The sequence below is a fragment of the Limosilactobacillus caccae genome (assembly GCF_900156885.1).
Taxonomy (GTDB): Bacteria; Bacillota; Bacilli; order Lactobacillales; family Lactobacillaceae; genus Limosilactobacillus; species Limosilactobacillus caccae.
In genome coordinates, this window is sequence record NZ_FTOY01000011.1 from 847,952 (window position 1) to 869,616 (window position 21,665).

Consider the following 21,665-nt stretch of genomic DNA (forward strand, 5'->3'; position numbering starts at 1 on the left):
AAAAAAAGCCTGGGCAAGCACCAGCTCCCCAAGCTCTTCAAATTAATATTTACTTCCGTGAAGCAGCACGACGGTGTTTTGCATCCTTTTCACGTGCGTTAGTGTTAAGAATCTTCTTCCGGAGACGAATGTTTTCTGGTGTAACTTCACAGTATTCATCTTCGTTTAAGAATTCAAGTGATTCTTCCAGTGAGAAGTGCGTTGGTGTCTTAATGTGGGCCATTTCATCGGAACCAGCAGCACGAACGTTGGTTAAGTTCTTACCCTTGGTGATGTTAACAGTAATATCATTTTCCCGACTGTTTTCACCAACAATCATCCCTTCGTACACTTCTGTACCAGGATCGATCAAGAGACGACCACGACTTTCAATTCCCATCATGGCGTAAGTAGTAGCCTTTCCAGAGTTCATTGAAACAAGGGTACCCTTTTGCCGACCAGGGTTCCAGTTCTTAATAACTGGGGCATACTTTTCGAAGGTGTGGCTCATAATCCCGTAACCACGAGTCATCGTCATAAATTCGGTTGAATAACCGATCAACCCACGTGATGGGGCTAAGAAGATCAACCGTGTTTGCCCGTTTTCGCCAGGTTCCATGTTTTGCATTTCACCCTTCCGCTTAGACAAACTATCGATAACAGAACCACTGTATTCATCTGGCGTATCGATTTGTACTTCTTCGTATGGTTCGCACATTGTTCCGTCAATTTCGCGGTAGATAACTTCTGGACGAGAAACTGACAATTCGTAACCTTCCCGCCGGAGGGTTTCGATTAAGATTGAAAGGTGTAATTCACCACGACCAGAAACAGTCCATGCACCAGGATCGTCAGTGTCTTCAACCTTCAGTGAAACATCAGTCTGCATTTCCCGCTTCAACCGGTCTTCTAGTTGCCGGGCAGTAACGAACTTCCCTTCACGGCCGGCAAATGGTGAGTCATTAGTCCGGAAAGTCATCCGTAATGTCGGTGGATCAATCCGTAATGGGGTAATTGCTTCTGGGTGAGCAGCGTCAGCAACCGTTTCACCAACGTTGATATCTTCCATCCCAGAAACCGCAATCAAGTCCCCAGCCTTCGCTTCTTTAATCTCTAACCGCTTAAGACCGAAGAACCCGAAGAGCTTTGTAACCCGGAAGTTCTTTTGTGAACCATCAAGCTTCATCAGGGTAACGTTATCCCCAACCTTGATTGTTCCCCGGAAGACACGACCAATCCCGATCCGGCCAACGAAGTCGTTGTAGTCTAAGATGGCAACTTGGAACTGAAGTGGTTCATCGGAGTTGTCAACTGGCGCTGGAATGGTCTTAACAATCGTGTCAAACAATGGCTTCATCGTATGTTCTTGAGTAGAAACATCAGAATCATAACTTGAAGTACCGTTCATCGCAGAAGTGTAAACAACAGGGAAGTCAAGCTGGTCTTCGTCAGCCCCTAATTCGATAAAGAGGTCGAGCACTTCGTCAACTACTTCTTCTGGGCGGGCACCCTTCCGGTCAACCTTGTTGATAACCACGATTGGTGTTAAGTGTTGTTCGAGGGCCTTCTTTAAAACGAAGCGGGTCTGCGGCATTGTCCCTTCAAAGGCATCAACAACAAGTAATACCCCGTCAACCATCTTCATAACCCGTTCAACTTCACCACCGAAGTCAGCGTGTCCTGGGGTATCCAAAATATTAATCTGGAACTTCCCATACTTAACAGCCGTGTTCTTAGAGAGGATAGTGATTCCCCGTTCACGCTCAATAGCGTTAGTATCCATCGCACGATCTTCGATTGAGAAGTGTTCTGGTAAAGTATCTGATTGCTTCAACATTTCGTTAACCAAGGTAGTCTTACCGTGGTCAACGTGGGCAATAATCGCAATGTTACGAATGTCGTCACGTGTTTTCAAAACTAGATTCTCCCTTTCAATTTTTCTTTTTTATAAAATCGAACAGCAGCGCCTGTAATCAACAACTGATTTCATAAAAAAACTGTGACATCGCGGTCACAGCCTCGACAACTAATTGATGATCTGTCGAATGTCTCGACTAACTTGACTCGTTGCTACTAATACAAGATTAGATGATAACACATTAATAGAACCACCGTCAATTGATTTCACAATCAAGCCTAATTCTTCTGCCAACATTCGGCCCGCAGCAAGATCCCATGGTTTTAAATGTGAGATATAAGCACCCAGTTGGCCGGTAATAACACCGATCATCTCAATCCCGGCACTACCGTACATCCGGAGACCAATTGCGGTTTGCGCAACCTTTCTTATCGCCTCATCGCCATTAAGAACCAGGCCCCGGTTCATTGCAACCAAACTTTCTTGCAGGCCTAAGTCGCGGGGCGTCGATAAGCGCTGATCATTGACAAAAACTCCATGGCCAGCCCGCCCGTGATATAGGCGGTGGTTGATAACGTCCATTATGTAGCCGAGGACTGGTTGCCCATCAACGTACAGGGCAAGCATTACTGCAAAGTTGTTATGCTGTTTAACAAAGTTCATCGTGCCATCAATTGGGTCAACAATCCAAACGTGGCCAGCCAGACTACGAATCCCTTTATCACCAAAGCCTTCTTCGCTTAAAATTTTACTAGCGGGGTCAATCTCGCGAAGGCGTTTATTGATTAACTGCTCGTTTTCGCGATCAATGGTTGTTACAAGGTCAGTATAGTTAGTCTTCGTATCAACCTGGTAGCGGGCATCCATTTTTTCAAGCGCGTTTTGCGCCGCCTGCCGAATAATTTCCTGTGCTTGTAAGTCTAAACTATTAATATCAGTCATTGTCTTTACCAGCCATTTTAATTTGCTTATTAGCCGAATTTTGTGCTTCTTTTACTACCCGATATAAGACATAGCCAGAACTATTTTCAAATTCACGGCCAATCTTCTTTTCTTCTGCCTTGGAGGAAACCACTTGCTTAAAAGCATCATACCGTCTTAGGATCTCTTGACGATCAATCCCAATTTCATAAGCATCTTCAACCGCCCGCAGCATGGCGATAACCTGTTCCATTTCAGCGGTCGTCCATGAAGGATCAAGTGGGTAACTGTAACTTTGTGAATTCATTTTTAGCCTCCTTTGTAAACACTATTCTTATTATACAATCATGTGCAAAATTATAAACAAAAAAATAAGGGGCTAAGAATAAACTTAACCCCTTATTTTAATGGATTGGAAATTAGATGTGGGTTGGGAAGCCCATTGCGATATCAGCGGCTTCTTGAATTGGTTCATTCAAAGTTGGGTGTGGGTGGATAGTTAAGGAAACATCCTCAACATTCATGCCACAGTTAACAATGAGTGATAATTCACCAGCCATCGTACTTGCCTCTGGACCAACACACTGTGCACCAACAATGTTCTTCTTATCCTTCGTGTAGATAAAGCGAACAAAACCATCTGGTTCATCAAGGGAAACTGCCCGTGCATTACCAGCAAATGGGAACTGAGCAGTTGCAACTTCAATTCCCTTTTCCTTGGCAGTAGCGACGTTCATTCCAACTTCAGCTAATTCTGGATCAGTGAAGCAGACAGCTGGTACACCTACCCAGTCATTAGCCGTCTTCTTACCTGCAATCGCACCAGCAGCAGTCTTTGCTTCAAAGAATGCCTTGTGAGCAAGGGCTGGACCAGGAACAATGTCACCAATTGCCCAGATGCCTTCAACGTTAGTCCGTCCTTGGGCATCAACAATTACTTGATGGCGGTCATTGAGCTTAACACTGGTCATGTCTAAGCCAAAGTTGTCAGTATTTGGCTTCCGTCCTACTGAAACCATGCAGTAGTCAGCCTTGATGGATTGTTCCTTGCCGTCTACTTCATAGGTAACAGTAACACTCTTGTCATCTTGTTCAGAATTCTTTGCCATTGCACCGGTAACAACATCGACACCCTTCTTCTTAAGGTTCTTTTCAACAACCTTAACCATGTCGGCATCAAAACCGTTAAGAATTGAATCAGTACCTTCGATAATCGTTACATGGGCACCGAGGTTAGCGTATGCTCCTGCTAATTCAGTCCCGATGTAACCACCACCGATAACAACGAATTCTTTAGGAATTTCCGGAAGGTTTAACCCACCAGTCGAGTCGATAACCCGTCCTTCAAACTTGAAGTGCGGAATTTCAACAGGACGACTACCAGTAGCAAGAATCAAGTTCTTCCAAGTAATTGTCCGACCAGTGTCATTGTCCATGAACTGCTTTGGGCCTGGCTTGATTACCCGTAATTGGTGGTCGTTATCAAGGATTGCTTCACCATCGATAATTTCAACCTTGTGCTTCTTCAAAAGCATTTCAACCCCACGGGTCATCCGGTCAACAACCTTCTTTTGCTTCCACTCTTGGGTCTTCTTAAAATCAATTACAACATTGCTAGTAGCAATCCCGTAAGTAGATGCATCACTAGCATCTTGCAGACGGTGTCCAGCTGAGATCAAGGCCTTGGAAGGAACACAACCTACGTTTAAGCAAACCCCACCTAATCCGGGGTCACCCTTTTCAATTAATGTAACCTTTTGACCTAATTCTGCAGCCCGAATGGCAGCAACATAACCACCAGGACCTCCACCGACAATAACCGTATCCTTTTGTTCAACATCAGCCATATTTACTAACCCTCCATCATTAACAATTCTGGATCATGCAATAACTTGTTCATGTAATTTAATGCATGTTGAGCAAGTCCACCATCGATTAACCGGTGATCGTAAGTCAATGAAAGCTTCATCATCCGGCCAACAACGATTTCACCATCTTCGTTAACAACTGGCGTCTTTTCGATCCGGCCAACACCAAGGATAGCGACATCTGGTTGGTTGATAACTGGTGTGAACCAGCCACCACCGATTGAACCAATATTACTGATTGAAATAGTCCGACCAGCCATTGATTCAGGGCTAAGCTTATTATCAAATGCTGCTTGCGTGTTTGTGCTAATTTCCTTAGCGATTTCAAACATGCTCTTTGAATCAGCATTCTTAATGTTTGGATTGTATAATCCGTGATCAGTGTTCGTTAAAATACCAACATTGTAGTAATGCTTGTAAACAACTTCACTCGTGGAGTCATCAATTGAAGCATTAAGTTCTGGGAACTTCTTGCAAGTTGCAACCAATGCCTTAACGATGTATGGCAAGAATGTCAAGTGAATATCTTGCTCTGCAGCAACGGCCTTGTACTTCTTCCGGTTTGCCATCAAAGCAGATACTTCAACTTCGTCAAATGATGTAACGTGTGGTGAAATATCCTTCGACTCACGAGTAGTCTTAGCAATGATCTTCCGCATGTTACTCATTGGTTCACGTTCTTCGAGGTCAGCATTGTATGGCTTGATAGTGTTACCAACTGCCTTTGGTGCGGCAACACTTGCGGCTGGAGCAGCAGCGGTTGCTGGAGCACTTGCAGCAGCACCATTAAAGTTATCGATGTCTTCCTTCAATACTTGACCATGGTTACCACTTGGTTGAACTAAGCTAATGTCAACACCCTTATCACGTGCGTATTGACGAACAGAAGGCATTGCCATTACGAGCTTGTTTGGTTCAGCTAATGGAGCAACGCCGCCGTTAGCTGGCGCAGCTGGTGCTTCTTCTTTAGCATCATTGTTGTCAGCTGCTGGTTCTTCTGCAGGTGCTTCTTCAGCAGGGGCATCGTCGCCACCTTCAACTTCAACATTCGTGCTTACGCCATCGTTACCGTCGTCGATTAAGAGAAGGTCATCACCCTTTTCAACGTGATCATCTTCCTTAACGTTCAATTGCTTAACAGTTCCGTCAACTGGTGAAACAAGTTGCGTGGTTGACTTATCAGTTTGAATTTCAATTAATGGATCGTCGGCCTTAATTGCGTCGCCTTCCTTAACAAGCCAGGAAGCAACGTCACCTTCAGTAAGACCTTCACCCATTTCTGGGAGTCTAAATTTGTATGCCATATCGAATTATCTTCCTTTCTTCCACTGGGTACCCGGATTAGTAGTTGACTGCTTCGCGAACTGCTTCTTCAATGTCAGCAGCACCTGGAAGCCATACATTTTCACCTTGTGGGAATGGGTAGACAGAGTTTGGTGCAGCTACCCGCATAATTGGAGCATCTAAGTACATAATTGCCCCTTCAGAAATAGCAGAAGCAACTTGTGCACCAGCACCAGCCATCTTTTGGGCTTCTTGAACGATTACTACCCGATGAGTCTTCTTTAATGATTCAAAGATAGTGTCTGTATCAATTGGGTAGAGTGAACGAAGGTCGATAATTTCAGCTGAGATGTTGTCCTTAGCCAACTTGTCGGCGGCCTTTTGTGCTTCAGAAACTTCACCACCGTAAGCAACAATGGTTACGTCAGTACCTTCTTGAACAACCTTTGCTTTGTCCAACGGAACAGTGTACTTGTCGTCAGGAACCTCACCCTTAACAGAACGGTAAAGACGAAGGTTTTCTAAGAATACAACTGGGTCGTTACTTTCAATTGCTGAAATGATAAGACCCTTAGCATCATAAGCTGAACTTGGGGCAACTACCCGGAGTCCTGGTACCCCAATCAGGAAGTTTTCAAAATCATCCCCGTGGAGTTCAGCAGTATGAGTACCACCACCGTAAGGAGTCCGAATTGTGATTGGTGCAGTCCTTCTTCCTTCGTATTGGAAACGCATCCGTGACATTTGTGAAACAATTGAATCAAGTGCTTCAAACATGAATCCACTAAATTGGATTTCAGCAACTGGACGCCAGCCAGTAACGGCTAACCCAATTGACATCCCTAAAATACCTGATTCAGCTAATGGCGTACTAAATACGCGATCTTCACCGTACTTGTCTTGTAAACCGTTGGTAGCACGGAATACCCCACCATTTTTACCAACATCTTCACCGAAAACCAAAGTCTTAGGATCTTCGGCTAAAGCAATGTCAATACCTTCAGTAATAGCTTTGATATACGTCTTCTTAGCCATGATTACTTCGACTCCTTTGCTTCGTACTTCTTAATTTCTTCTTTAATATCAGGGGTTGGTACTTCGAAAGTCCGCTTGAGCATATCAGTAACCTTTTCTGGTTCTACTGCATCAGCTTCCTTCATTTGTTCCTTGAAGTCAGCCTTGCATTCATCAGCGTACTTTGCTTCTTCATCCTCAGACCAAAGGCCCTTATTAGTTAAGTACTTGCGAAGCCGAATAAGTGGATCCTTATCGAACCATGGCTTTTCTTCTTCTTCGGTACGGTACCGACTAGGGTCATCACCAGCAGAACTGTGAGCACCAAAACGATAAGTTAAGGTTTCAATTAATACTGGACCGTTACCGGCAGCAGCAAATTCACGAGCTTCCTTAGCAACTTGGTAACATGCTAATACATCCATCCCGTCAACTTGAACGGCTGGAATACCAGCAGCAACACCCTTTTGGGCAATTGTCTGTGCATGCGTCTGGTGGTCACGTGGGTATGAAATAGCCCAACCATTGTTTTGAATAATAAATACAGCAGGAGCTTGGTATGCACCAGCGAAGTTCATCCCTTCGTAAGTGTCACCTTGTGAAGAACCACCTTCACCAGTGTAAGCAAAGGCAACAGTGTCTTCTTCACCGTTCTTCTTAATACCAAGGGCAGCCCCGGCCATTTCAACCATTTGGGCACCAATAATAATTTGTGGACGTAATGCCCGTGCATCAAAGAGATTTCCCTTAATGTGTCCCTTTGACCATAAGTACATTTGTGCAACAGTCGCACCATGTTGGATCAGTTGAGGTAAGTCACGGTATGCAGGGAACATGAAGTCTTGCTTCTTAAATGCAGAAACAGTCCCCATCTCTGATGCTTCTTCACCCCAAGTAGGAGCATAGAAGCCCAACCGTCCTTGTTGGGAGAAACTCATTGTTTGTTCATGCAATGCACGTTCCCAAACCATCTTTTTCATAAGATCAACAAGTTGATCGTCAGTAAAGTTAGCCATCAAATCTTTATTAACAACGTTTCCATCATTATCAAGAATCTGAACTGGCTTTGCGTATGGAGCGCCTTCTTCGGCTTTAATCTTTGCAAAGTCTACAGCTTTGGCATTAGCCATATAAAACATCCCTTTCCAAATCCAATTAACATCATGTAAGCGATTGCTTACCTACATTTCTAGTATAACTGATTACGGACATATTACAAGCGCTTTCACCAACTTATTGAACAAAAATTGCGATTTATTTCAATTAAAGTAAACGTTTTCTCGTGAAAAAATTAACAATAACTTACTAGCTACTTATTAGCAATTTTGCCGAGGTATGATAGACTGTACTATGATTGAATTTTTAATTTGGAGGCATAGTGAGTAATGTATTTAATGAAAGATATTACCCGTGACGGTAACCCTGTCCTTAGAAAACGGGCGGCAAAAGTTTCATTTCCATTATCAGACGAAGACCAAAAACTGGCGAAGGAAATGATGAAGTACCTTGAAGTCAGCCAAGATCCTGAATTATGCGAAAAGTATAAATTACGTGCTGGTGTCGGCCTTGCTGCTCCACAGGTTGGCGTTTCAAAACAAATGGCAGCGGTCCTCGTTCCTGCACCAGATGAAAATGATGAACCATTGTTTAAAGATGTGATCATTAACCCAGTAATCGTTAGTGAATCCGTCCAATATGGCGCGTTAACCGAAGGCGAAGGGTGCCTATCCGTTGACAAGGACGTTCCAGGTTATGTTCCCCGTCACGATCGCATCACTTTACGCTACCAAGACGTTAACGGTGAAACCCATAAGGTGCGCTTGAAGCACTATCCGGCAATCGTCTGCCAACACGAAATCGACCATCTCCACGGTGTCCTTTTCTATGACCACATTAGCAAAGATGACCCATTTACTGCACCGGACGATACGGTAATGATTTCCTAAATAGAGGCTGGGAAAAAAGTCCTAGTCTAAAACTAAAAGCCGGACGATGAGCCATTTTTTGGTTCATCGTCCGGCTTTGTGTATACACAGAAAATCGTTCCTGATATTATGTAATTACCACAAAACAAAAATAAAGGAATGATTTTCATGTATCAAAATTATATCACAGGACAAACTGAATTCGTATTAAACTTTGATTTTAACGTCCCTAAAACGCATTTAGTTCGGTTGATCGATGCCTTTGTCGACTCGATCCCGGCGGAAGTTTTATTATCAGAAAAAGTGGCGACTACCGGTCGCCCACTTTCACATCCGGCAATTATGCTGAAAATTTTATTATTTGCCTATGCTCGTCAAACATATTCGGGACGCAAGATTGAAACTATGCTGGTCGAAAACTTACCAATGCGGTGGTTAGCTCGCGATCATACCTATAGTTACCATACCATCAATAACTTCAGAAGTAGTCAACACGCTGCTAACTTGATCAAGCGTGCGTTTGTTTACTTCACGATGTCCCTAACTGATCATGGCTTGGTCAAAAAAGATGCTTTGTTTATTGATGGAACTAAGGTTCAAGCAGACGCTAATAAGTATTCCTTTACTTGGCGGAAATCAGTTGAGAAATATCATGCTAAGTTAAAGCAAGACATAAACGCAATGTATGATGAATTGATCGAGAAAAAGGTTATTCAGGCAATGAAACCAGAACTCATTGAATCATCAGAAGGCTTGGAAACGATGACTGATCAATTAGAAAAACAGATTGGGCAGCTCAACGAAGAAATAAAAAAAGAACTGAAAGTGATCAAGGGTGGTTCAGTTAAGAAACAACGACGTCGTTTCTTAAAAAAACTACATCGAAAACTTAAGCAAGATATGGTCCCGCGGGCAAAAAAATATGAGGAAGCTGAGACAGTCTTTCAGGGCCGTAATAGTTTCTCTAAAACTGATCACGATGCGACTTTCATGTGTATGAAAGAAGATTCAATGAAAAACCGCGAACTAAAGCCCGGCTATAACCTTCAGATTGCCACTCATAATCAATTTGTCCTTGATTATGCCTTGTTTAGTAATCCAACCGATACAAGGACATTAGTTCCCTTCCTCAAGCAATTCCATTGTTTAAATTTCTTTGAACACATTGTAGCTGACGCTGGCTACGGAAGTGAGTACAATTACACGACGATTATTGATCAATTTGAAAAACAACCAATTATTCCTTATACAACTTACCAGAAAGAACAGAAGCGCAAGTTCAAAAATGATTCAACTAAGCCACAAAATTGGCAGTACAACGCTAAAGATGACTATTATATAGACCATTTAGGCGTGCGTTTTGGTTTTGCTCGTTACAGTCAACGAACCGATCGGTACGGTTTTACGCGTGATCTTAAACTTTACCGTGCTGATAAACATCAATTATCGGCAGAGTTAGATCAACTAGCGAAGACTCCTAGTGGTCGTTTGCGTTACATCCAGGTCAATCCTACTTGGAACTATTTTAAAGCACAAGTCAAAGAAACCCTCTCTAGTGACGAAGGACAAGCAATTTATCGTCGACGCAAGTTCGACGTTGAACCTGTTTTTGGTCGCATGAAGAGGGATTTTGGCGTACGCCGAACCCACCTTCGCGGCCAACAGACAGTGGAAAACGATATTGGATTGGTCTTAATGGCCATGAATTTAACCAAGTTAGGCAAAATGATTACCAATTATCCGGCAATTTTAAAGAAACAAGTAAAAATCCGAACCACAATTTTTGTCAAAACAAAAATCATGGTTCGGATTTTCATATTTAGAGGCTTGAGGAATTTAGTTTTTTCCCGGCCTCATTTATTATTATGATGGTTTAACCGCTTCAAATCATCGATATACTCAACAGTTGCTTCATTTATTAAGTATGCAACATCAATGTGGAGGATTCCTTCATATGTCCACCAATCAGTGATGACAAATGGCTGGGCAGCGTTTTTTGCTGTCTGAAGGTCATTTCTTTTTGCATATGCGTTTAAGCCTTTTGCTAACTTATCCGCGGTAAATTCATCAAGGTTGACTTGCTGCTTTTGATAATCGAAGTGATACTCAAATGCCAAGACACCCTTGCCCCATACATCAGCAACGATTTCTGATGACAAGACCTTTTGCCAGGCTAAAATATCACCGATGGCTGCATTTACGGCCTTGTCAGTCTCTTCTTGCGCCCGCCGCCTAACCATAATTGTTGCCCGGTTTATTAGCAAGCGGTGGATTACCATGTACAAAATTGCAACAATTATCACTGCCAACAAACATATCCAAAATAGTCTCATAACTTCTCGCCCCTTTACGGCCTTACCTTTATTTAATAATACCATGTTAGGAAAATTTAGGACACTTTGGTTCATATGTGATAGAATAAATAGAGCAAATTACTGCATAATATCTTTAATTAAGGAGTTTTTAACAGTATGACTTTCAAAGTATACTACCAAGCCGACAAGACTGCGCGTCCAGTTCGGGAAAATACTCAATCATTATATATTGAAGCGGAATCTGAAGCGCAAGCATTATTAATGGTTGAAGAAAATACAGATTATAACATCGAATTTGTTGAACAACTTGATGACAAGGCACTTGCTTATGAAAAGCAAAACCCCAACTTCAAGATGACGACGTTTTAATCTCAATTATTGACAGCCGGGATACTCTCTCGGCTGCTTTTTTTCAAATTTACCATTATCAAAGGAGGAATATTGATGAACTATTCAATCATCCTCAACCATCATGCTGGTAATGGCAATGCCGATAAAGCATGGTCGTTAATTCAGCCTTTCTTAGACCAGCAAAAGATAAACTACCGGCTTGAAACCACTAAGTATCCCAACCACGCTACCTATCTCAGCAGTCGGATTGCCCAAGTGCGCCCCCACGATGAGACAGTTGTCATTGTTATCGGTGGTGATGGCACCCTCCACCAAGTGATTAATGGCCTGATGAAGACCGCGCGGGAGCAAAACCGTTCACCATTGCCGGTCGGTTATATTCCTGCAGGGGCGGACCATAACTTTGCCCTTGGCTACGGGATTGCCTTGCAGCCACTCAAGGCCCTCCAGCAGATTCTCGCGGCCACTAGTCCCACGATGATCAATATCGGTCACTACCACGAGGCGATTCGGGGGGAAGACGGTTACTTTCTTAATAACCTTGGGATTGGCTTTGACGCAGAGATTATCAGTCGGACAAACACCGTTAAGGCCCGGCACAAGACTGGTAAGGTCCACCGGCTAACATACCTTCGCAAGGCACTTGGGGTAATGTATGACCAAGAACCATTTACCCTAATGGTACAAGACGGGATCCAGCGATTTCTTTATTCAAAAGCCTATATCGCAATCGCCAGCAACCACCCCTTTACTAATGGTGGCTTCCGGGTTTCTTCCGGCACCTCCCTTGCTACTTCACAACTCGAACTAGTTGTCGCAGAAAGAAAAAACTGGCTAATGACTAGTTGGCAACTTATCCAGTTTGCCCGGGGAAAACTAGATAAGTCCCATTTTGCGCATCACTTTCAGGGTAATGACCTGCACTTTACAACCTCGTCGCTTGAATTCATCCAAGCTGATGGTGAGGAAATGGGAAACCGGTTTGTGGACATGGCATTTGATACTGCCCTATACCCAATTTGGCAAACCGCCCAATAAATAACAAAAAACGAGCGACCATGGAAAAAGTCTTTCCATGGCCGCTCGTTTATTTTTTATCAACTTAATCTTCCGAAGCTTCCATCGCTTCTAAAATAATTCGCAATTGGCTACACTCTTCGCGCAGTGCCTGCATCTCATCACCGTGTTCTGGTTGAATCGTAATCGTCTGCATTGCACTCTCCAAATGAGCTTCACCCCTGCATAAATCATCGAGCCGTGATTGTGCTCGCTGCAGGTCTTCTTCAATTTCATGTTTGTTACTCATCTTAACACTCCCCAATAAATGTGAAATATCTTTCGAGCAATACTGGAATTGCAATACAAGTAACATAACACAGGTATCCGCAAATGTTAACCTTTGCTGGCGTTACATCTTTGTTACCATTCGATGAAAAAGTTTTAATTGTAATTGGAGATTACTTAACCGTCCCGGCAAAGCTTGGTTGGAAGTAAGGACTGATTGTGTATGAAGCAACGTTTGTCCCTGGCTTAGCGGCAGCAACATACTGGTTGTTACCAGTGTAGATTGCAGTATGGTAAGTTGAACCATGGTTACCCCAGAATAAGAGGTCCCCTGGCTTAGCTTCACTTACGGCATGCTGGCTGACACAGTTTTCCAATGCACCGGTGTAGTGTGGCAACTGTTTCCCCTCAGCATTAGCGTAAACATACTTAACCAACCCAGAGCAGTCCATTCCGTTGAGACTTTCGCCACCCCAAACGTATGGAACACTATTGCTGTTTGCAATCTTAGTAGCAAGACTAACAACTGAACCATGTTGAAGGTCCTGGCTTGCACTAGTTGTTTGCTGTTGTGCTGGTTGGCTAGTAGCAGGTGCTTGTGATTGTTGTGGCTGCGCTGGTGCTGGTGTCGCAACTTGCTGACTTGCAGCAGCACTAGATTGCGGCGCTGCGCTTACTTGACTTTGCGTAGTTGCTATTGATTGACTGGCCTGGCTTGCAACTGGGGTAGTGGCAACATATGATTGACTATTAGCTGCCGCTACATTAGTGTTTGCACTGCTCATCTGTTGGCTAACTGCAGTTACTTGGTTCGGCGTTGCGCTAGTGCTTGCTGTTTGGCGAACTGTTGCTGTTGATTGACCAGCAACTGTCGGCATTACAACACTAGTTGAAGCTGCTGACGTCTGGGGAGCAACCGCACTGGCCGCACTTTGACTGGCAACTACTGGTGTTGCAGACGTTACCGGCGCAGCACTATCACTAACAGTAACGTTGCTGTTAGCTACTGATGTACTTTGCGCTGCTACTGCCGGGTTAGCAACTGCTTGGCTCGGCGCTGCTGATGAAGTAGGTACCGTCTCTTGTGGTGCCGCACTAACAACTGGTGCTTCCATAGCAGCTGAGGCACTTTGTACCGGCTGTTGAACTGGCGTTGCGACAACGTTGGCTGCTGGGCCAGTAATACTAAGTTGTTGGCCAATGTACAGTGAATCACCTGCACTCAAACCATTCCAGGCAATTAATTGGTCAACGGAAACGTTATAACGGTCAGCAATTGTGCTAAGAGTATCGCCTGGCTTAACCGTGTAACTACCATCAGCATTTAAGTCGGCACTAGCATCGTCTTGTGTTGACGGCAGGGTCAATTGTTGCCCAGCCGTGATTAAGTCGACACTGTCACTGATCTTTTTAATCGATGGGTTTGCCTTTTCAAGCGCGCTAACCGATAAGCCGTGCGCTTTGGCGATATCCCAAACGGTATCCCCCGCCTTTACTGTCAGCTGTTCCGCGTTAACTACTTGGGTCGATACAGCTAATAACCCCAGTGCGCTAACCGCTCCCGTGACAGCCTTCCGTGATCGATGACTATTTGAATGATGTGCTTTTTTTGTCATATTGAATAAAACACCCTCCCAATAATTTCAAACATAAATAAACAATAATAGCAAATAGTGAAATACACATTTTTAACTTTACCATTAAATTTATAAACCGTATACAATTTGTTACGGACTTCTTAACAATCATTACCTTTTCTTAATTATTAAGAACACCTTACTGTAGCATGTCGTTTTTCACCTTGTCCATCCGGGCAACGAGGAATAGCTCAACCAGGGTGATAATGCACATCAACAGCTCTGAATAACGGGTCGTCCTAACAAAAACAATGATTGCTAAGATGCATAAAACCCAGTTTAAGTGCTTTTCTTGTTTAACCACCCGGATAAACTCCTTGCTCACCTTATCAGGCCGCTGTTGTGCCAAAAAGCCAAGCTGGGCATGCAGGCGGTTTTCAAAAATTACTAGTCCTAAAAAAACTAACGAAATAATAAATGTAATTAAACTATTCATCGCTATCCTCATCTTTTGCGTGGATTGTCTGATTGTCGGCCTGGGACTGGTTATAACGTGCGATTAGGATCTGCTGGTACTTATCCATAATCACCCGGTCAACTGGCGTATCATCAATTTGCGGGTGGTCTTTTCTAATCTTATCAAGGACTTCATCAGAAAAATCGAGGGTAGTTGCTACCTCCTTCTTCCCTTCTAAGACTGCCAGCGTGTCATCATAATCCAGCACCTCGACATCCCGCTGTGTCCGGTCAGCATCGGGTTGGTGAAGGACATCCGGGTTATCCTTGAGGTCTTCGCGAAAGCCATTTTCATCATATTGGTAATCTTCTGTCATTAAATTTCCTCTTTATTTCCAGTTTTTCTTACCATATTATACCAAGTTTCACCCGCATGGCTAGACGGAGAAATACCCGCTGTGGCAAAACCATTGCGCTCATAAAATGGAACGTTTTTTGCCAATGAATCAAGCGCAATTCCCTGGCACTGGTAATCTTGCGCCAGCTTAGCAAACGCTGCTAGCAAGCTGCTCCCAACTCCCTTATGCTGCCAAGCTGGCGCAACCGCAATTGATAAGACCAGGAGATAATTTCCCGTTGGCGGATTAGGATTAACATGTTCATAGTAGGCATCATCAAGTGTCGCCGTGTCTGCAACAATTCCAACAATAAAACCGACAATCTGGTTATTCATCCGGGCAACTAAAAAGGTATCCGGAATCGTTTGAATTCGCTGGGCAAAGGCTGTTTGACTTCCGGCTTCAGCTGGGGTAAACCCGGCTAGTTCAATTTGGTGGACCGCAAGGAGATCCCGTTTGTTTACATGGTCAATTTTCATTTATTATCCTCTTTTTCTAATAAAAAAGGCCGCAGATTTTGCTGGCCTTCGTTTTATTTTAAATGTTTATTTTCTTAAATCAAATCATTAGCAACAAGTCGTTCCGCATTTTCAACCGTGTTCCAGGCTGCGCCCTTCAACAAGTTGTCAGAAACAACCCACATGTTAAAGGATCCCGGATTTTCCGCATCCGCCCGCAAGCGACCGACAAAGGTATCCCGCTTGCCGACAGCATTGATTGGTTGTGGGTAAATCTGGTGGGCCGGGTCATCTTCTAAGACAACCCCTGGTGCATCCGTTAACGCAGCACGCAATTGATCGACGGTTACTGTTGGATCATCAACGGTAAAGTAAACTGATTCCCCGTGGGCAATCGGTACGGGAACCCGCACACAAGTTGCGGTTACCTTAATGTCCTTGGCGTTCATATCATTTAACATGATCTTCTTTGTTTCGTGGATCATCTTCCATTCTTCGTGGGAGTAGCCATCATCTTCAAAGACATCGATCTGGGGAAGCAGGTTAAATGCTAATGGGTAGTGCTTCTTATCACCCTTGGTTGGCAAAATTTTTGCGTCAGCCTGCATCTCCTTGCCATCAAGGAAGTCCTGTGATTCCTTGTAAAGCTCGTTTAGTGCTGATTGGCCGGCACCAGATGCTGCCTGGTAAGTTGATACAATAATTTGCTTCAAGCCGAATGCCTGCCGAATTGGTTCTAAGGCAACAACCATTTGAATTGTTGAACAATTCGGGTTAGCAACAATCCCATGATGGTTCTTCAGCGCTTCCTCATTTACTTCCGGAACTACTAGCGGAACGTCAGGCTCCATCCGAAAAGCACTAGTATTATCGACACACACTGCCCCACGCTTAACTGCTTCAGGAAGGAACTTCTTTGAGACAGAACCACCGGCAGATGACAAGACAATGTCAACCCCGTTAAAAGAATCCGGCGTGGTCTCTTCAACAGTCACTTGTTCTCCCTTGAAAGTTAATTGCTTGCCTGCAGACCGAGCAGATGCTAATAACTTCAAGCTCTTTACCGGAATTGTCGATTGTTCCAACTGCTGAATCATCCGTGTTCCGACAGCACCAGTTGCCCCTAAAATTGCTACATTATATTCCTTACTCATATTAGTTCCTTCTTTCAGCTTACAAATTATTCATAAATGCTTGTAATCGTTCAATTGCAGTATCAATTACTTCATCAGCAGCCGCATATGACAGGCGAATATGTCCTTCGCCCCCCGGGCCAAACGCGTTGCCAGGAATGACCCCCACCCGGGCTTCGTGGGCAAGCTTCCGGGCAAATTCCATGTCGTCTGTCCCAAACTTAGCGGGAATCTTCGCAAAGATGTAAAATGCCCCATCTGGTAGCGCAATTTCAAAGCCCATCTTCCGCATTGCCGTAGCGAGACGATCGCGCCGTTTCTTATAAATCTGTTTAAATTCTACCGGGTCCTCATCACCATTGTTTAACGCTTCAATTGCGGCTGCCTGTGCAGTGTTATTTGGCGCAGTTACCATAAAGGAATGCATCTTCGCCATTGTCTTGATAAAGTCGGCCGGTCCAGCGACATACCCTACCCGGTAACCCGTCATCGCATGCGACTTTGACAAGCCCGAAATTAGGATCGTCTGTTCACACAAGATACTTGCTAACGAGTAAAAGCGGTGGTCATACATCAGCGAACTATAGATCTCATCGACAATTGCGTATAGGTGGTGTTCAGCAATCACCTTTGCCAGGGCTGCTAATTCTTCTTTGGTGTACGAACGACCAGTCGGGTTATTCGGGTAGTTCAATAATACTGCCTTTACTGCCGGTCCCTCTTCGGCCAATACCTTTTCAAGGCGGTCAGCAGAGAGGAGGAAGCCGTCATCAGAAGTATCGACCTTGACTGCTTCCGCCCCCGTTAAGGAAACACTGGGGAAATAAAGGGAGAAGGCTGGCGTTGGAATGATCACTTTATCACCCGGATTCAGCATTGCAAAAGTTGTTGCGGTTACCGCTTCAGTTGCACCGACTGTTACGACGATCTCTTGCTCAGGATCATAGCTTACATGGCGAGTTCTCTCTAGGTACTTACTAATCGCCTGACGCAGTTCGATCTTCCCCTTGCTAGCAGAATAATGAGAATCGTTATCTTCAATACTCGTGATTGCTGCTTTCTTAACATGGTCCGGCACTGCAAAGTCAGGTTCTCCCAGCGTGAGCTTTACTAATCCAGGCACCGCGGAAATTTCTTCATCAAAGGCCCGAATCTGTGCTGGTGGAACAGCGGCAAGGCGATCATTAATAACGTTTTTTAATTCTGCTTGTAGTTTTGGCATTTTTCCACCTCTTACAAAATATTTTCTAAACCAACCACTAAGTGTGGCAACTGGTCAACTTTTTCTAAGGCAACTTTCACACCACTCATAAATGACTGCCGGTCAAAAGAATCTTGCCGGATCGTCAACGCTTCACCAGCACCACCAAACAGAACCTGTTCGTGGGCAATGTAGCCTGGCAGGCGGACAGCATGGATCTTAATTCCGTGGTAGTCACCGCCCCGCGCTCCTGCTAGACTCTCCGTTTCCGCCGAATTGGTCTCATGTTTTGGCCGTACCTGATCAATCAGCTTAGCCGTACTCAAGGCCGTCCCAGATGGTGCATCCTTCTTATCGCCATGGTGCATTTCAATAATTTCGACATCAGGGAAATACTCTGCTGCTTCTTTGGCAAATTTCATTAGTAACACTGCTGACATGCCAAAGTTAGCGGCAATTAATCCCCCCAGCTGCTTTTCTTCGCTTAACTTTACTAGCTCTGCTTGTTGGTCGTCCGTCAATCCCGTCGTACCAACAATCGGCATAAAGTTATGCTCGAGGGCAAACTTCACGTTCGAGTACACTGCATCTGGTAAGGTAAAGTCGATCCAAATATCAGCAATTGCTTCATCTACTTGGTCCAGTTGCTGGTAAGTTGCAACCGTTTCAGCAAGCTGATATTGGGCTTTGTTGTCAGCAGTTAGGTGCGGAGCGAGCGCCGCCGTCAGTTGAAAGTCCGGTAACGAATTGACAAGGTCAACTGCCTTTTGCCCCATGGCACCAGTAGCACCAGCAATTAATACTTTTTTCATTATTATTCCCCCAGGTTAAGTGGTAAGTTCTTCGCGGTTAATGAATCTGTTGGCAAGGCTAATGCCTGTTCCAGTTGGCGCTTTTCTTCCTCATTCAATGACAAAATCGGCAGGCGGCAACCACCAGCTGCAAAGCCCTGCGCATTAAGCACTGCCTTAACTGGCGATGGGGATGGGAACATAAACAAGGCCGCCATCCGAGGCGTCAACCAGCGTTGTAATTTACCAGCAGTTGCGAAATCCCCATGATAAAGGACATCGTACATTTGCCGCAGCTGGTCAATGTAATTGTGGGCGGCAACGGAAATTACCCCGTTGGCCCCTAATACCCGGGCAGTTAGTGCCTGTGCATCTTCACCAGTAAAGACCGCAAATGATGGTTCCTTATGGTCAACAATGTATTCTAGTTCTTCTAATGATGCACACTGCTTAACCCCCGCGATGTTCTGGTGGTGGGAAAGCTCAACAACCGTTTCTTGAGCCATCTTCACCCCGGTCCGGCCAGGAATGTTGTAGATCACAATAGGGATATTAACGCTGTCCGCAATCGTGGTGAAGTGGGCAAGCATCCCCCGTTGGTTCGGCTTGTTATATGGTGGAACAACTACCAATGCGTAATCAATTCCGTCGATCTGGGCAACTTCATTGGTGAAGGCGATCGTTTCTTTGGTGTTATTACTCCCGGTTCCGGCAATCACTGGTACCCGGCCGTTAACAATTTCACCAAAGCGTTGGTATAGTTCAATTTTCTCATCGTGGGTTAATTCAGGGGTCTCGCCAGTTGTTCCGCCAACGACAAATCCCTTACAGCCATGTTCGATTTGATAATTAGTCAACCGCTCCAAGCTACTAAAATTAATTTTTCCTTCTTCATCAAAGGGGGTCACGATTGCCGTCATTAAGTCTGCATCTGCTAATGTTGTCATTTTTCTTCCTCCATCTCAAATTGCCACTATCCCTGCATCCGGTATGTCAAAAAGCCCGTAATTGCATCAACGCCCCGTTGAATTGCCGCCTCGTTCGGGGTCAGCGTTGCGGAATGAAGCTGGGAGTCATCGTCAACCCCGAGCCAAAACATTGTCCCAGGAAACTTCGCGAGTAGGTAGCCGAAGTCCTCTCCTGTCATGGCCGGTGCGGTTTCAACAAAATTTACTTCCGGCTTTTGCTCCATGTAAGTAATAAAGCGCTTAGTTAATTCGGGATTATTCTCAACTGGCCAGTAGCCACCCTGGTTGAGTTCTAATTCAACATCCATGTTATAGCTACGACCAATCCCGTGGCAAAGGTCCTTCAGCCGTTCATCAATTTGTTCAATCATCTTCTGGGTCAGCCCCCGAATTGTGCCTTCAATTCGGGTATGCCCGGCAATTACGTTGCGGATCGTTCCCCCATCAACCTTTCCCAGAGTGATTACCCCGCTTTGGATCGGGTCGATACTGCGAGAAATAATGGTTTGAATCTGCATGATCAACGCAGCGGCCGCAACGACAGTATCGTTAGCGTCCTGGGGGTAAGCGGCGTGACCACCTTTTCCGTGTAAGTCAATGTTGACCTCCGTCGTTCCCGCAAATAGGGTTCCCATCCGGCAACCAATTGCGCCAGCAGGCAGGTCAGGATTATCATGCAGGCCATAAAATTCATCCGGTTGCCACTTGCCAGTAAATAGGCCTAGCTCATATGCCTGCTTACCGCCACTCTCGCTTTCCTCCGCTGGTTGGAAGAAGAAGAGCAGGTTATCTTTCGGTTGGTGTTCACTAAAGTAGTCTAACACCCCCAGGGCAACCGTCATATGAATATCGTGACCACAGGCATGCATCACTCCTGGGTGGGTCGAGGAATAGGGCAAGCCGGTTTGTTCTTCAACTGGTAAGGCATCGATATCTGTCCGGTAACCGATAGTCCTGTGTGGTGCACTCCCATGAACTAGCACCATCAAGGCGGTCGGTAGCTCTGCTGGCGTCCGCACTTCCAAAAAGTCCTGGTTGAAATGGGCAATAGTTTCCGCTAAGAATGCATGGGTTTCTGTTTCATGCAAGGCCAATTCAGGAATCTGGTGAAGGTGGCGGCGAATCGTAATTAACTCTTCCGTAGTTAACATCCGCATCCCTCCTATAGTTTCCGCAGATCGTCTTCGAGCTCTGTCTTGCCGGCGGTCTGGTCATCAACATTCTTAATAAACTTGGCGGGTACGCCTGCAACCATCGTATGTGGTGCGACATCGTGGGTAACAATTGCACCAGCAGCAATCACTGCTCCTTCACCGACGTGGACGCCTTCAATCACCACCGCATTAGCACCAATCATCACGTTATCGTCAATCCGGACCGGTTGGGCAGATGCTGGTTCAACAACTCCCGCTAAAACAGTCCCTGCACCGATGTGGCAGTGACGACCAACGATGGCCCGGCCGCCGAGTACTGCTCCCATGTCGATCATTGAATCGGCACCAATTTCGGCACCAATATTAATTGTTGCCCCCATCATAATTACCGCATTATCACCGATTAGGACCTTATCACGAATAATTGCTCCTGGCTCAATCCGCGCGTTAATTCCCTTTAAGTCCAGCAGTGGGACAGCAGAATTACGGGCATCATTTTCAACGTGGAATGATTGAATCTCCTTGCTGTATTTCTTCAACAGGGGCTCAATTACTGCCCAGTCACCGAAGATAACGCCGGTATGTTGCTCTAAATAAGTTTCAACATCAGCCGGAAAATCTAACCCTGCGAGTTCCCCCTTTAGGTAAACCTTGACCGGAGTCTTCTTGGGGGCGTTACTGATGTAGTTAATAATCGTTTGTGCGTCTAATTCTGCCATGTTTCTTACCT

At 44.9% G+C, this 21,665-nt stretch carries 23 protein-coding genes; 4 read left to right on the plus strand and 19 right to left on the minus strand.

Annotation, left to right across the window (positions count from 1 at the left end):
• Positions 1 to 49: 49 nt before the first annotated feature.
• The 7 genes from typA to pdhA all read right to left on the minus strand — a co-directional run bounded on the left by typA (position 50) and on the right by pdhA (position 8,054).
• Positions 50 to 1,894 carry a translational GTPase TypA gene (typA, locus tag CZ502_RS10145; RefSeq protein WP_076462194.1) on the minus strand — a complete coding sequence of 615 codons (1,845 nt, stop codon included), beginning with the start codon at positions 1,892 to 1,894 and terminating at the stop codon, positions 50 to 52.
• A 111-nt stretch (positions 1,895 to 2,005) separates the two neighbouring features.
• Complete coding sequence (locus CZ502_RS10150) at positions 2,006 to 2,779, minus strand: inositol monophosphatase family protein (RefSeq protein ID WP_076462196.1); 774 nt, start codon at positions 2,777 to 2,779, stop codon at positions 2,006 to 2,008.
• Complete coding sequence (locus tag CZ502_RS10155; RefSeq protein ID WP_076462198.1) at positions 2,772 to 3,065, minus strand: UPF0223 family protein; 294 nt, start codon at positions 3,063 to 3,065, stop codon at positions 2,772 to 2,774. The genes CZ502_RS10150 and CZ502_RS10155 overlap by 8 nt, the downstream gene beginning before the upstream one ends.
• A gap of 112 nt (positions 3,066 to 3,177) precedes the next feature.
• Positions 3,178 to 4,605 carry a dihydrolipoyl dehydrogenase gene (lpdA, locus tag CZ502_RS10160; RefSeq protein WP_076462200.1) on the minus strand — a complete coding sequence of 476 codons (1,428 nt, stop codon included), beginning with the start codon at positions 4,603 to 4,605 and terminating at the stop codon, positions 3,178 to 3,180.
• 5 nt (positions 4,606 to 4,610) lie between these two features.
• Positions 4,611 to 5,930 carry a 2-oxo acid dehydrogenase subunit E2 gene (locus CZ502_RS10165; protein ID WP_076462202.1) on the minus strand — a complete coding sequence of 440 codons (1,320 nt, stop codon included), beginning with the start codon at positions 5,928 to 5,930 and terminating at the stop codon, positions 4,611 to 4,613.
• A 37-nt stretch (positions 5,931 to 5,967) separates the two neighbouring features.
• The gene (locus CZ502_RS10170) at positions 5,968 to 6,945 is read right to left on the minus strand and encodes an alpha-ketoacid dehydrogenase subunit beta (RefSeq protein WP_076462204.1); all 978 of its coding nucleotides are present in this window, start codon (positions 6,943 to 6,945) and stop codon (positions 5,968 to 5,970) included.
• Between the two features lie 2 nt (positions 6,946 to 6,947).
• Positions 6,948 to 8,054: a pyruvate dehydrogenase (acetyl-transferring) E1 component subunit alpha gene (gene pdhA / locus CZ502_RS10175; RefSeq protein ID WP_076462206.1), complete on the minus strand. Its 1,107-nt coding sequence runs from the start codon at positions 8,052 to 8,054 to the stop codon at positions 6,948 to 6,950.
• A 255-nt stretch (positions 8,055 to 8,309) separates the two neighbouring features.
• Here pdhA and def point away from each other — a divergent pair, with 255 nt between their 5' ends.
• Together def and CZ502_RS10185 are read left to right on the plus strand one after the other, a co-directional pair.
• A complete protein-coding gene (gene def, locus CZ502_RS10180; RefSeq protein ID WP_076462208.1) occupies positions 8,310 to 8,870 on the plus strand; it encodes a peptide deformylase in 561 nt (186 codons plus the stop codon).
• Positions 8,871 to 9,017: 147 nt separating this feature from the next.
• Entirely contained in the window at positions 9,018 to 10,718 is a 1,701-nt protein-coding gene (locus CZ502_RS10185) for an IS1182 family transposase (RefSeq protein WP_076462210.1), read from the plus strand.
• On the opposite strand, the gene CZ502_RS10190 is transcribed toward CZ502_RS10185, so the two are convergent.
• Positions 10,703 to 11,182 (minus strand): hypothetical protein, encoded by a 480-nt coding sequence (locus CZ502_RS10190; protein ID WP_076462212.1) that lies wholly within the window; start codon positions 11,180 to 11,182, stop codon positions 10,703 to 10,705. The two genes, CZ502_RS10185 and CZ502_RS10190, sit on opposite strands and share 16 nt — an antisense overlap.
• Positions 11,183 to 11,320: 138 nt before the next feature.
• Here CZ502_RS10190 and CZ502_RS10195 point away from each other — a divergent pair, with 138 nt between their 5' ends.
• Both CZ502_RS10195 and CZ502_RS10200 read left to right on the plus strand, forming a co-directional pair.
• Positions 11,321 to 11,533: a DNA-directed RNA polymerase subunit epsilon gene (locus tag CZ502_RS10195; RefSeq protein WP_076462214.1), complete on the plus strand. Its 213-nt coding sequence runs from the start codon at positions 11,321 to 11,323 to the stop codon at positions 11,531 to 11,533.
• A gap of 75 nt (positions 11,534 to 11,608) precedes the next feature.
• Positions 11,609 to 12,553, plus strand: a complete 945-nt coding sequence (locus CZ502_RS10200) for a diacylglycerol/lipid kinase family protein (RefSeq protein ID WP_076462216.1) — start codon at positions 11,609 to 11,611, stop codon at positions 12,551 to 12,553.
• 64 nt (positions 12,554 to 12,617) lie between these two features.
• Here CZ502_RS10200 and CZ502_RS10205 read toward each other — a convergent pair whose 3' ends face one another.
• From CZ502_RS10205 to dapD, 11 genes are all read right to left on the minus strand, one after another.
• Complete coding sequence (locus CZ502_RS10205) at positions 12,618 to 12,821, minus strand: hypothetical protein (RefSeq protein WP_076462218.1); 204 nt, start codon at positions 12,819 to 12,821, stop codon at positions 12,618 to 12,620.
• Positions 12,822 to 12,972: 151 nt separating this feature from the next.
• The gene (locus CZ502_RS10210) at positions 12,973 to 14,415 is read right to left on the minus strand and encodes a C40 family peptidase (RefSeq protein ID WP_076462220.1); all 1,443 of its coding nucleotides are present in this window, start codon (positions 14,413 to 14,415) and stop codon (positions 12,973 to 12,975) included.
• 160 nt (positions 14,416 to 14,575) lie between these two features.
• A complete protein-coding gene (locus tag CZ502_RS10215; protein WP_076462223.1) occupies positions 14,576 to 14,872 on the minus strand; it encodes a hypothetical protein in 297 nt (98 codons plus the stop codon).
• Positions 14,865 to 15,209 carry a hypothetical protein gene (locus CZ502_RS10220; RefSeq protein WP_076462225.1) on the minus strand — a complete coding sequence of 115 codons (345 nt, stop codon included), beginning with the start codon at positions 15,207 to 15,209 and terminating at the stop codon, positions 14,865 to 14,867. Before CZ502_RS10220 ends, CZ502_RS10215 begins: the two co-directional genes overlap by 8 nt.
• Positions 15,209 to 15,709, minus strand: coding sequence for a GNAT family N-acetyltransferase (locus CZ502_RS10225; protein WP_076462227.1), 501 nt, complete (start codon positions 15,707 to 15,709; stop codon positions 15,209 to 15,211). The genes CZ502_RS10220 and CZ502_RS10225 overlap by 1 nt, the downstream gene beginning before the upstream one ends.
• Before the next feature lie 74 nt (positions 15,710 to 15,783).
• Complete coding sequence (locus tag CZ502_RS10230; protein WP_076462229.1) at positions 15,784 to 16,842, minus strand: aspartate-semialdehyde dehydrogenase; 1,059 nt, start codon at positions 16,840 to 16,842, stop codon at positions 15,784 to 15,786.
• A gap of 19 nt (positions 16,843 to 16,861) precedes the next feature.
• Complete coding sequence (locus CZ502_RS10235) at positions 16,862 to 18,043, minus strand: aminotransferase class I/II-fold pyridoxal phosphate-dependent enzyme (RefSeq protein WP_076462231.1); 1,182 nt, start codon at positions 18,041 to 18,043, stop codon at positions 16,862 to 16,864.
• A gap of 11 nt (positions 18,044 to 18,054) precedes the next feature.
• Positions 18,055 to 18,834, minus strand: a complete 780-nt coding sequence (gene dapB, locus CZ502_RS10240) for a 4-hydroxy-tetrahydrodipicolinate reductase (RefSeq protein WP_076462233.1) — start codon at positions 18,832 to 18,834, stop codon at positions 18,055 to 18,057.
• A gap of 2 nt (positions 18,835 to 18,836) precedes the next feature.
• On the minus strand, positions 18,837 to 19,760 hold the full coding sequence (gene dapA, locus CZ502_RS10245; RefSeq protein WP_076462235.1) for a 4-hydroxy-tetrahydrodipicolinate synthase: 924 nt from the start codon (positions 19,758 to 19,760) through the stop codon (positions 18,837 to 18,839).
• Positions 19,761 to 19,786: 26 nt separating this feature from the next.
• The gene (locus tag CZ502_RS10250; RefSeq protein ID WP_200804235.1) at positions 19,787 to 20,938 is read right to left on the minus strand and encodes an N-acetyldiaminopimelate deacetylase; all 1,152 of its coding nucleotides are present in this window, start codon (positions 20,936 to 20,938) and stop codon (positions 19,787 to 19,789) included.
• A 5-nt stretch (positions 20,939 to 20,943) separates the two neighbouring features.
• Positions 20,944 to 21,654: a 2,3,4,5-tetrahydropyridine-2,6-dicarboxylate N-acetyltransferase gene (gene dapD, locus CZ502_RS10255; protein WP_076462240.1), complete on the minus strand. Its 711-nt coding sequence runs from the start codon at positions 21,652 to 21,654 to the stop codon at positions 20,944 to 20,946.
• Positions 21,655 to 21,665 lie beyond the last annotated feature (11 nt).

Coding starts and splice junctions, on each gene's coding strand:
- CZ502_RS10195 (WP_076462214.1), top strand. CDS start 11,321: ATGACTTTCAAAGTATACTACCAAGCCGACAAGACTGCGCGTCCAGTT.
- CZ502_RS10230 (WP_076462229.1), bottom strand. CDS start 16,842: ATGAGTAAGGAATATAATGTAGCAATTTTAGGGGCAACTGGTGCTGTC.
- dapA (WP_076462235.1), bottom strand. CDS start 19,760: ATGACAACATTAGCAGATGCAGACTTAATGACGGCAATCGTGACCCCC.
- CZ502_RS10210 (WP_076462220.1), bottom strand. CDS start 14,415: ATGACAAAAAAAGCACATCATTCAAATAGTCATCGATCACGGAAGGCT.
- CZ502_RS10200 (WP_076462216.1), top strand. CDS start 11,609: ATGAACTATTCAATCATCCTCAACCATCATGCTGGTAATGGCAATGCC.
- CZ502_RS10185 (WP_076462210.1), top strand. CDS start 9,018: ATGTATCAAAATTATATCACAGGACAAACTGAATTCGTATTAAACTTT.
- CZ502_RS10225 (WP_076462227.1), bottom strand. CDS start 15,709: ATGAAAATTGACCATGTAAACAAACGGGATCTCCTTGCGGTCCACCAA.
- CZ502_RS10250 (WP_200804235.1), bottom strand. CDS start 20,938: ATGCGGATGTTAACTACGGAAGAGTTAATTACGATTCGCCGCCACCTT.
- def (WP_076462208.1), top strand. CDS start 8,310: ATGTATTTAATGAAAGATATTACCCGTGACGGTAACCCTGTCCTTAGA.
- dapB (WP_076462233.1), bottom strand. CDS start 18,834: ATGAAAAAAGTATTAATTGCTGGTGCTACTGGTGCCATGGGGCAAAAG.
- CZ502_RS10155 (WP_076462198.1), bottom strand. CDS start 3,065: ATGAATTCACAAAGTTACAGTTACCCACTTGATCCTTCATGGACGACC.
- CZ502_RS10220 (WP_076462225.1), bottom strand. CDS start 15,209: ATGACAGAAGATTACCAATATGATGAAAATGGCTTTCGCGAAGACCTC.
- CZ502_RS10150 (WP_076462196.1), bottom strand. CDS start 2,779: ATGACTGATATTAATAGTTTAGACTTACAAGCACAGGAAATTATTCGG.
- CZ502_RS10165 (WP_076462202.1), bottom strand. CDS start 5,930: ATGGCATACAAATTTAGACTCCCAGAAATGGGTGAAGGTCTTACTGAA.
- pdhA (WP_076462206.1), bottom strand. CDS start 8,054: ATGGCTAATGCCAAAGCTGTAGACTTTGCAAAGATTAAAGCCGAAGAA.
- CZ502_RS10190 (WP_076462212.1), bottom strand. CDS start 11,182: ATGAGACTATTTTGGATATGTTTGTTGGCAGTGATAATTGTTGCAATT.
- lpdA (WP_076462200.1), bottom strand. CDS start 4,605: ATGGCTGATGTTGAACAAAAGGATACGGTTATTGTCGGTGGAGGTCCT.
- dapD (WP_076462240.1), bottom strand. CDS start 21,654: ATGGCAGAATTAGACGCACAAACGATTATTAACTACATCAGTAACGCC.
- CZ502_RS10205 (WP_076462218.1), bottom strand. CDS start 12,821: ATGAGTAACAAACATGAAATTGAAGAAGACCTGCAGCGAGCACAATCA.
- CZ502_RS10235 (WP_076462231.1), bottom strand. CDS start 18,043: ATGCCAAAACTACAAGCAGAATTAAAAAACGTTATTAATGATCGCCTT.
- CZ502_RS10170 (WP_076462204.1), bottom strand. CDS start 6,945: ATGGCTAAGAAGACGTATATCAAAGCTATTACTGAAGGTATTGACATT.
- CZ502_RS10215 (WP_076462223.1), bottom strand. CDS start 14,872: ATGAATAGTTTAATTACATTTATTATTTCGTTAGTTTTTTTAGGACTA.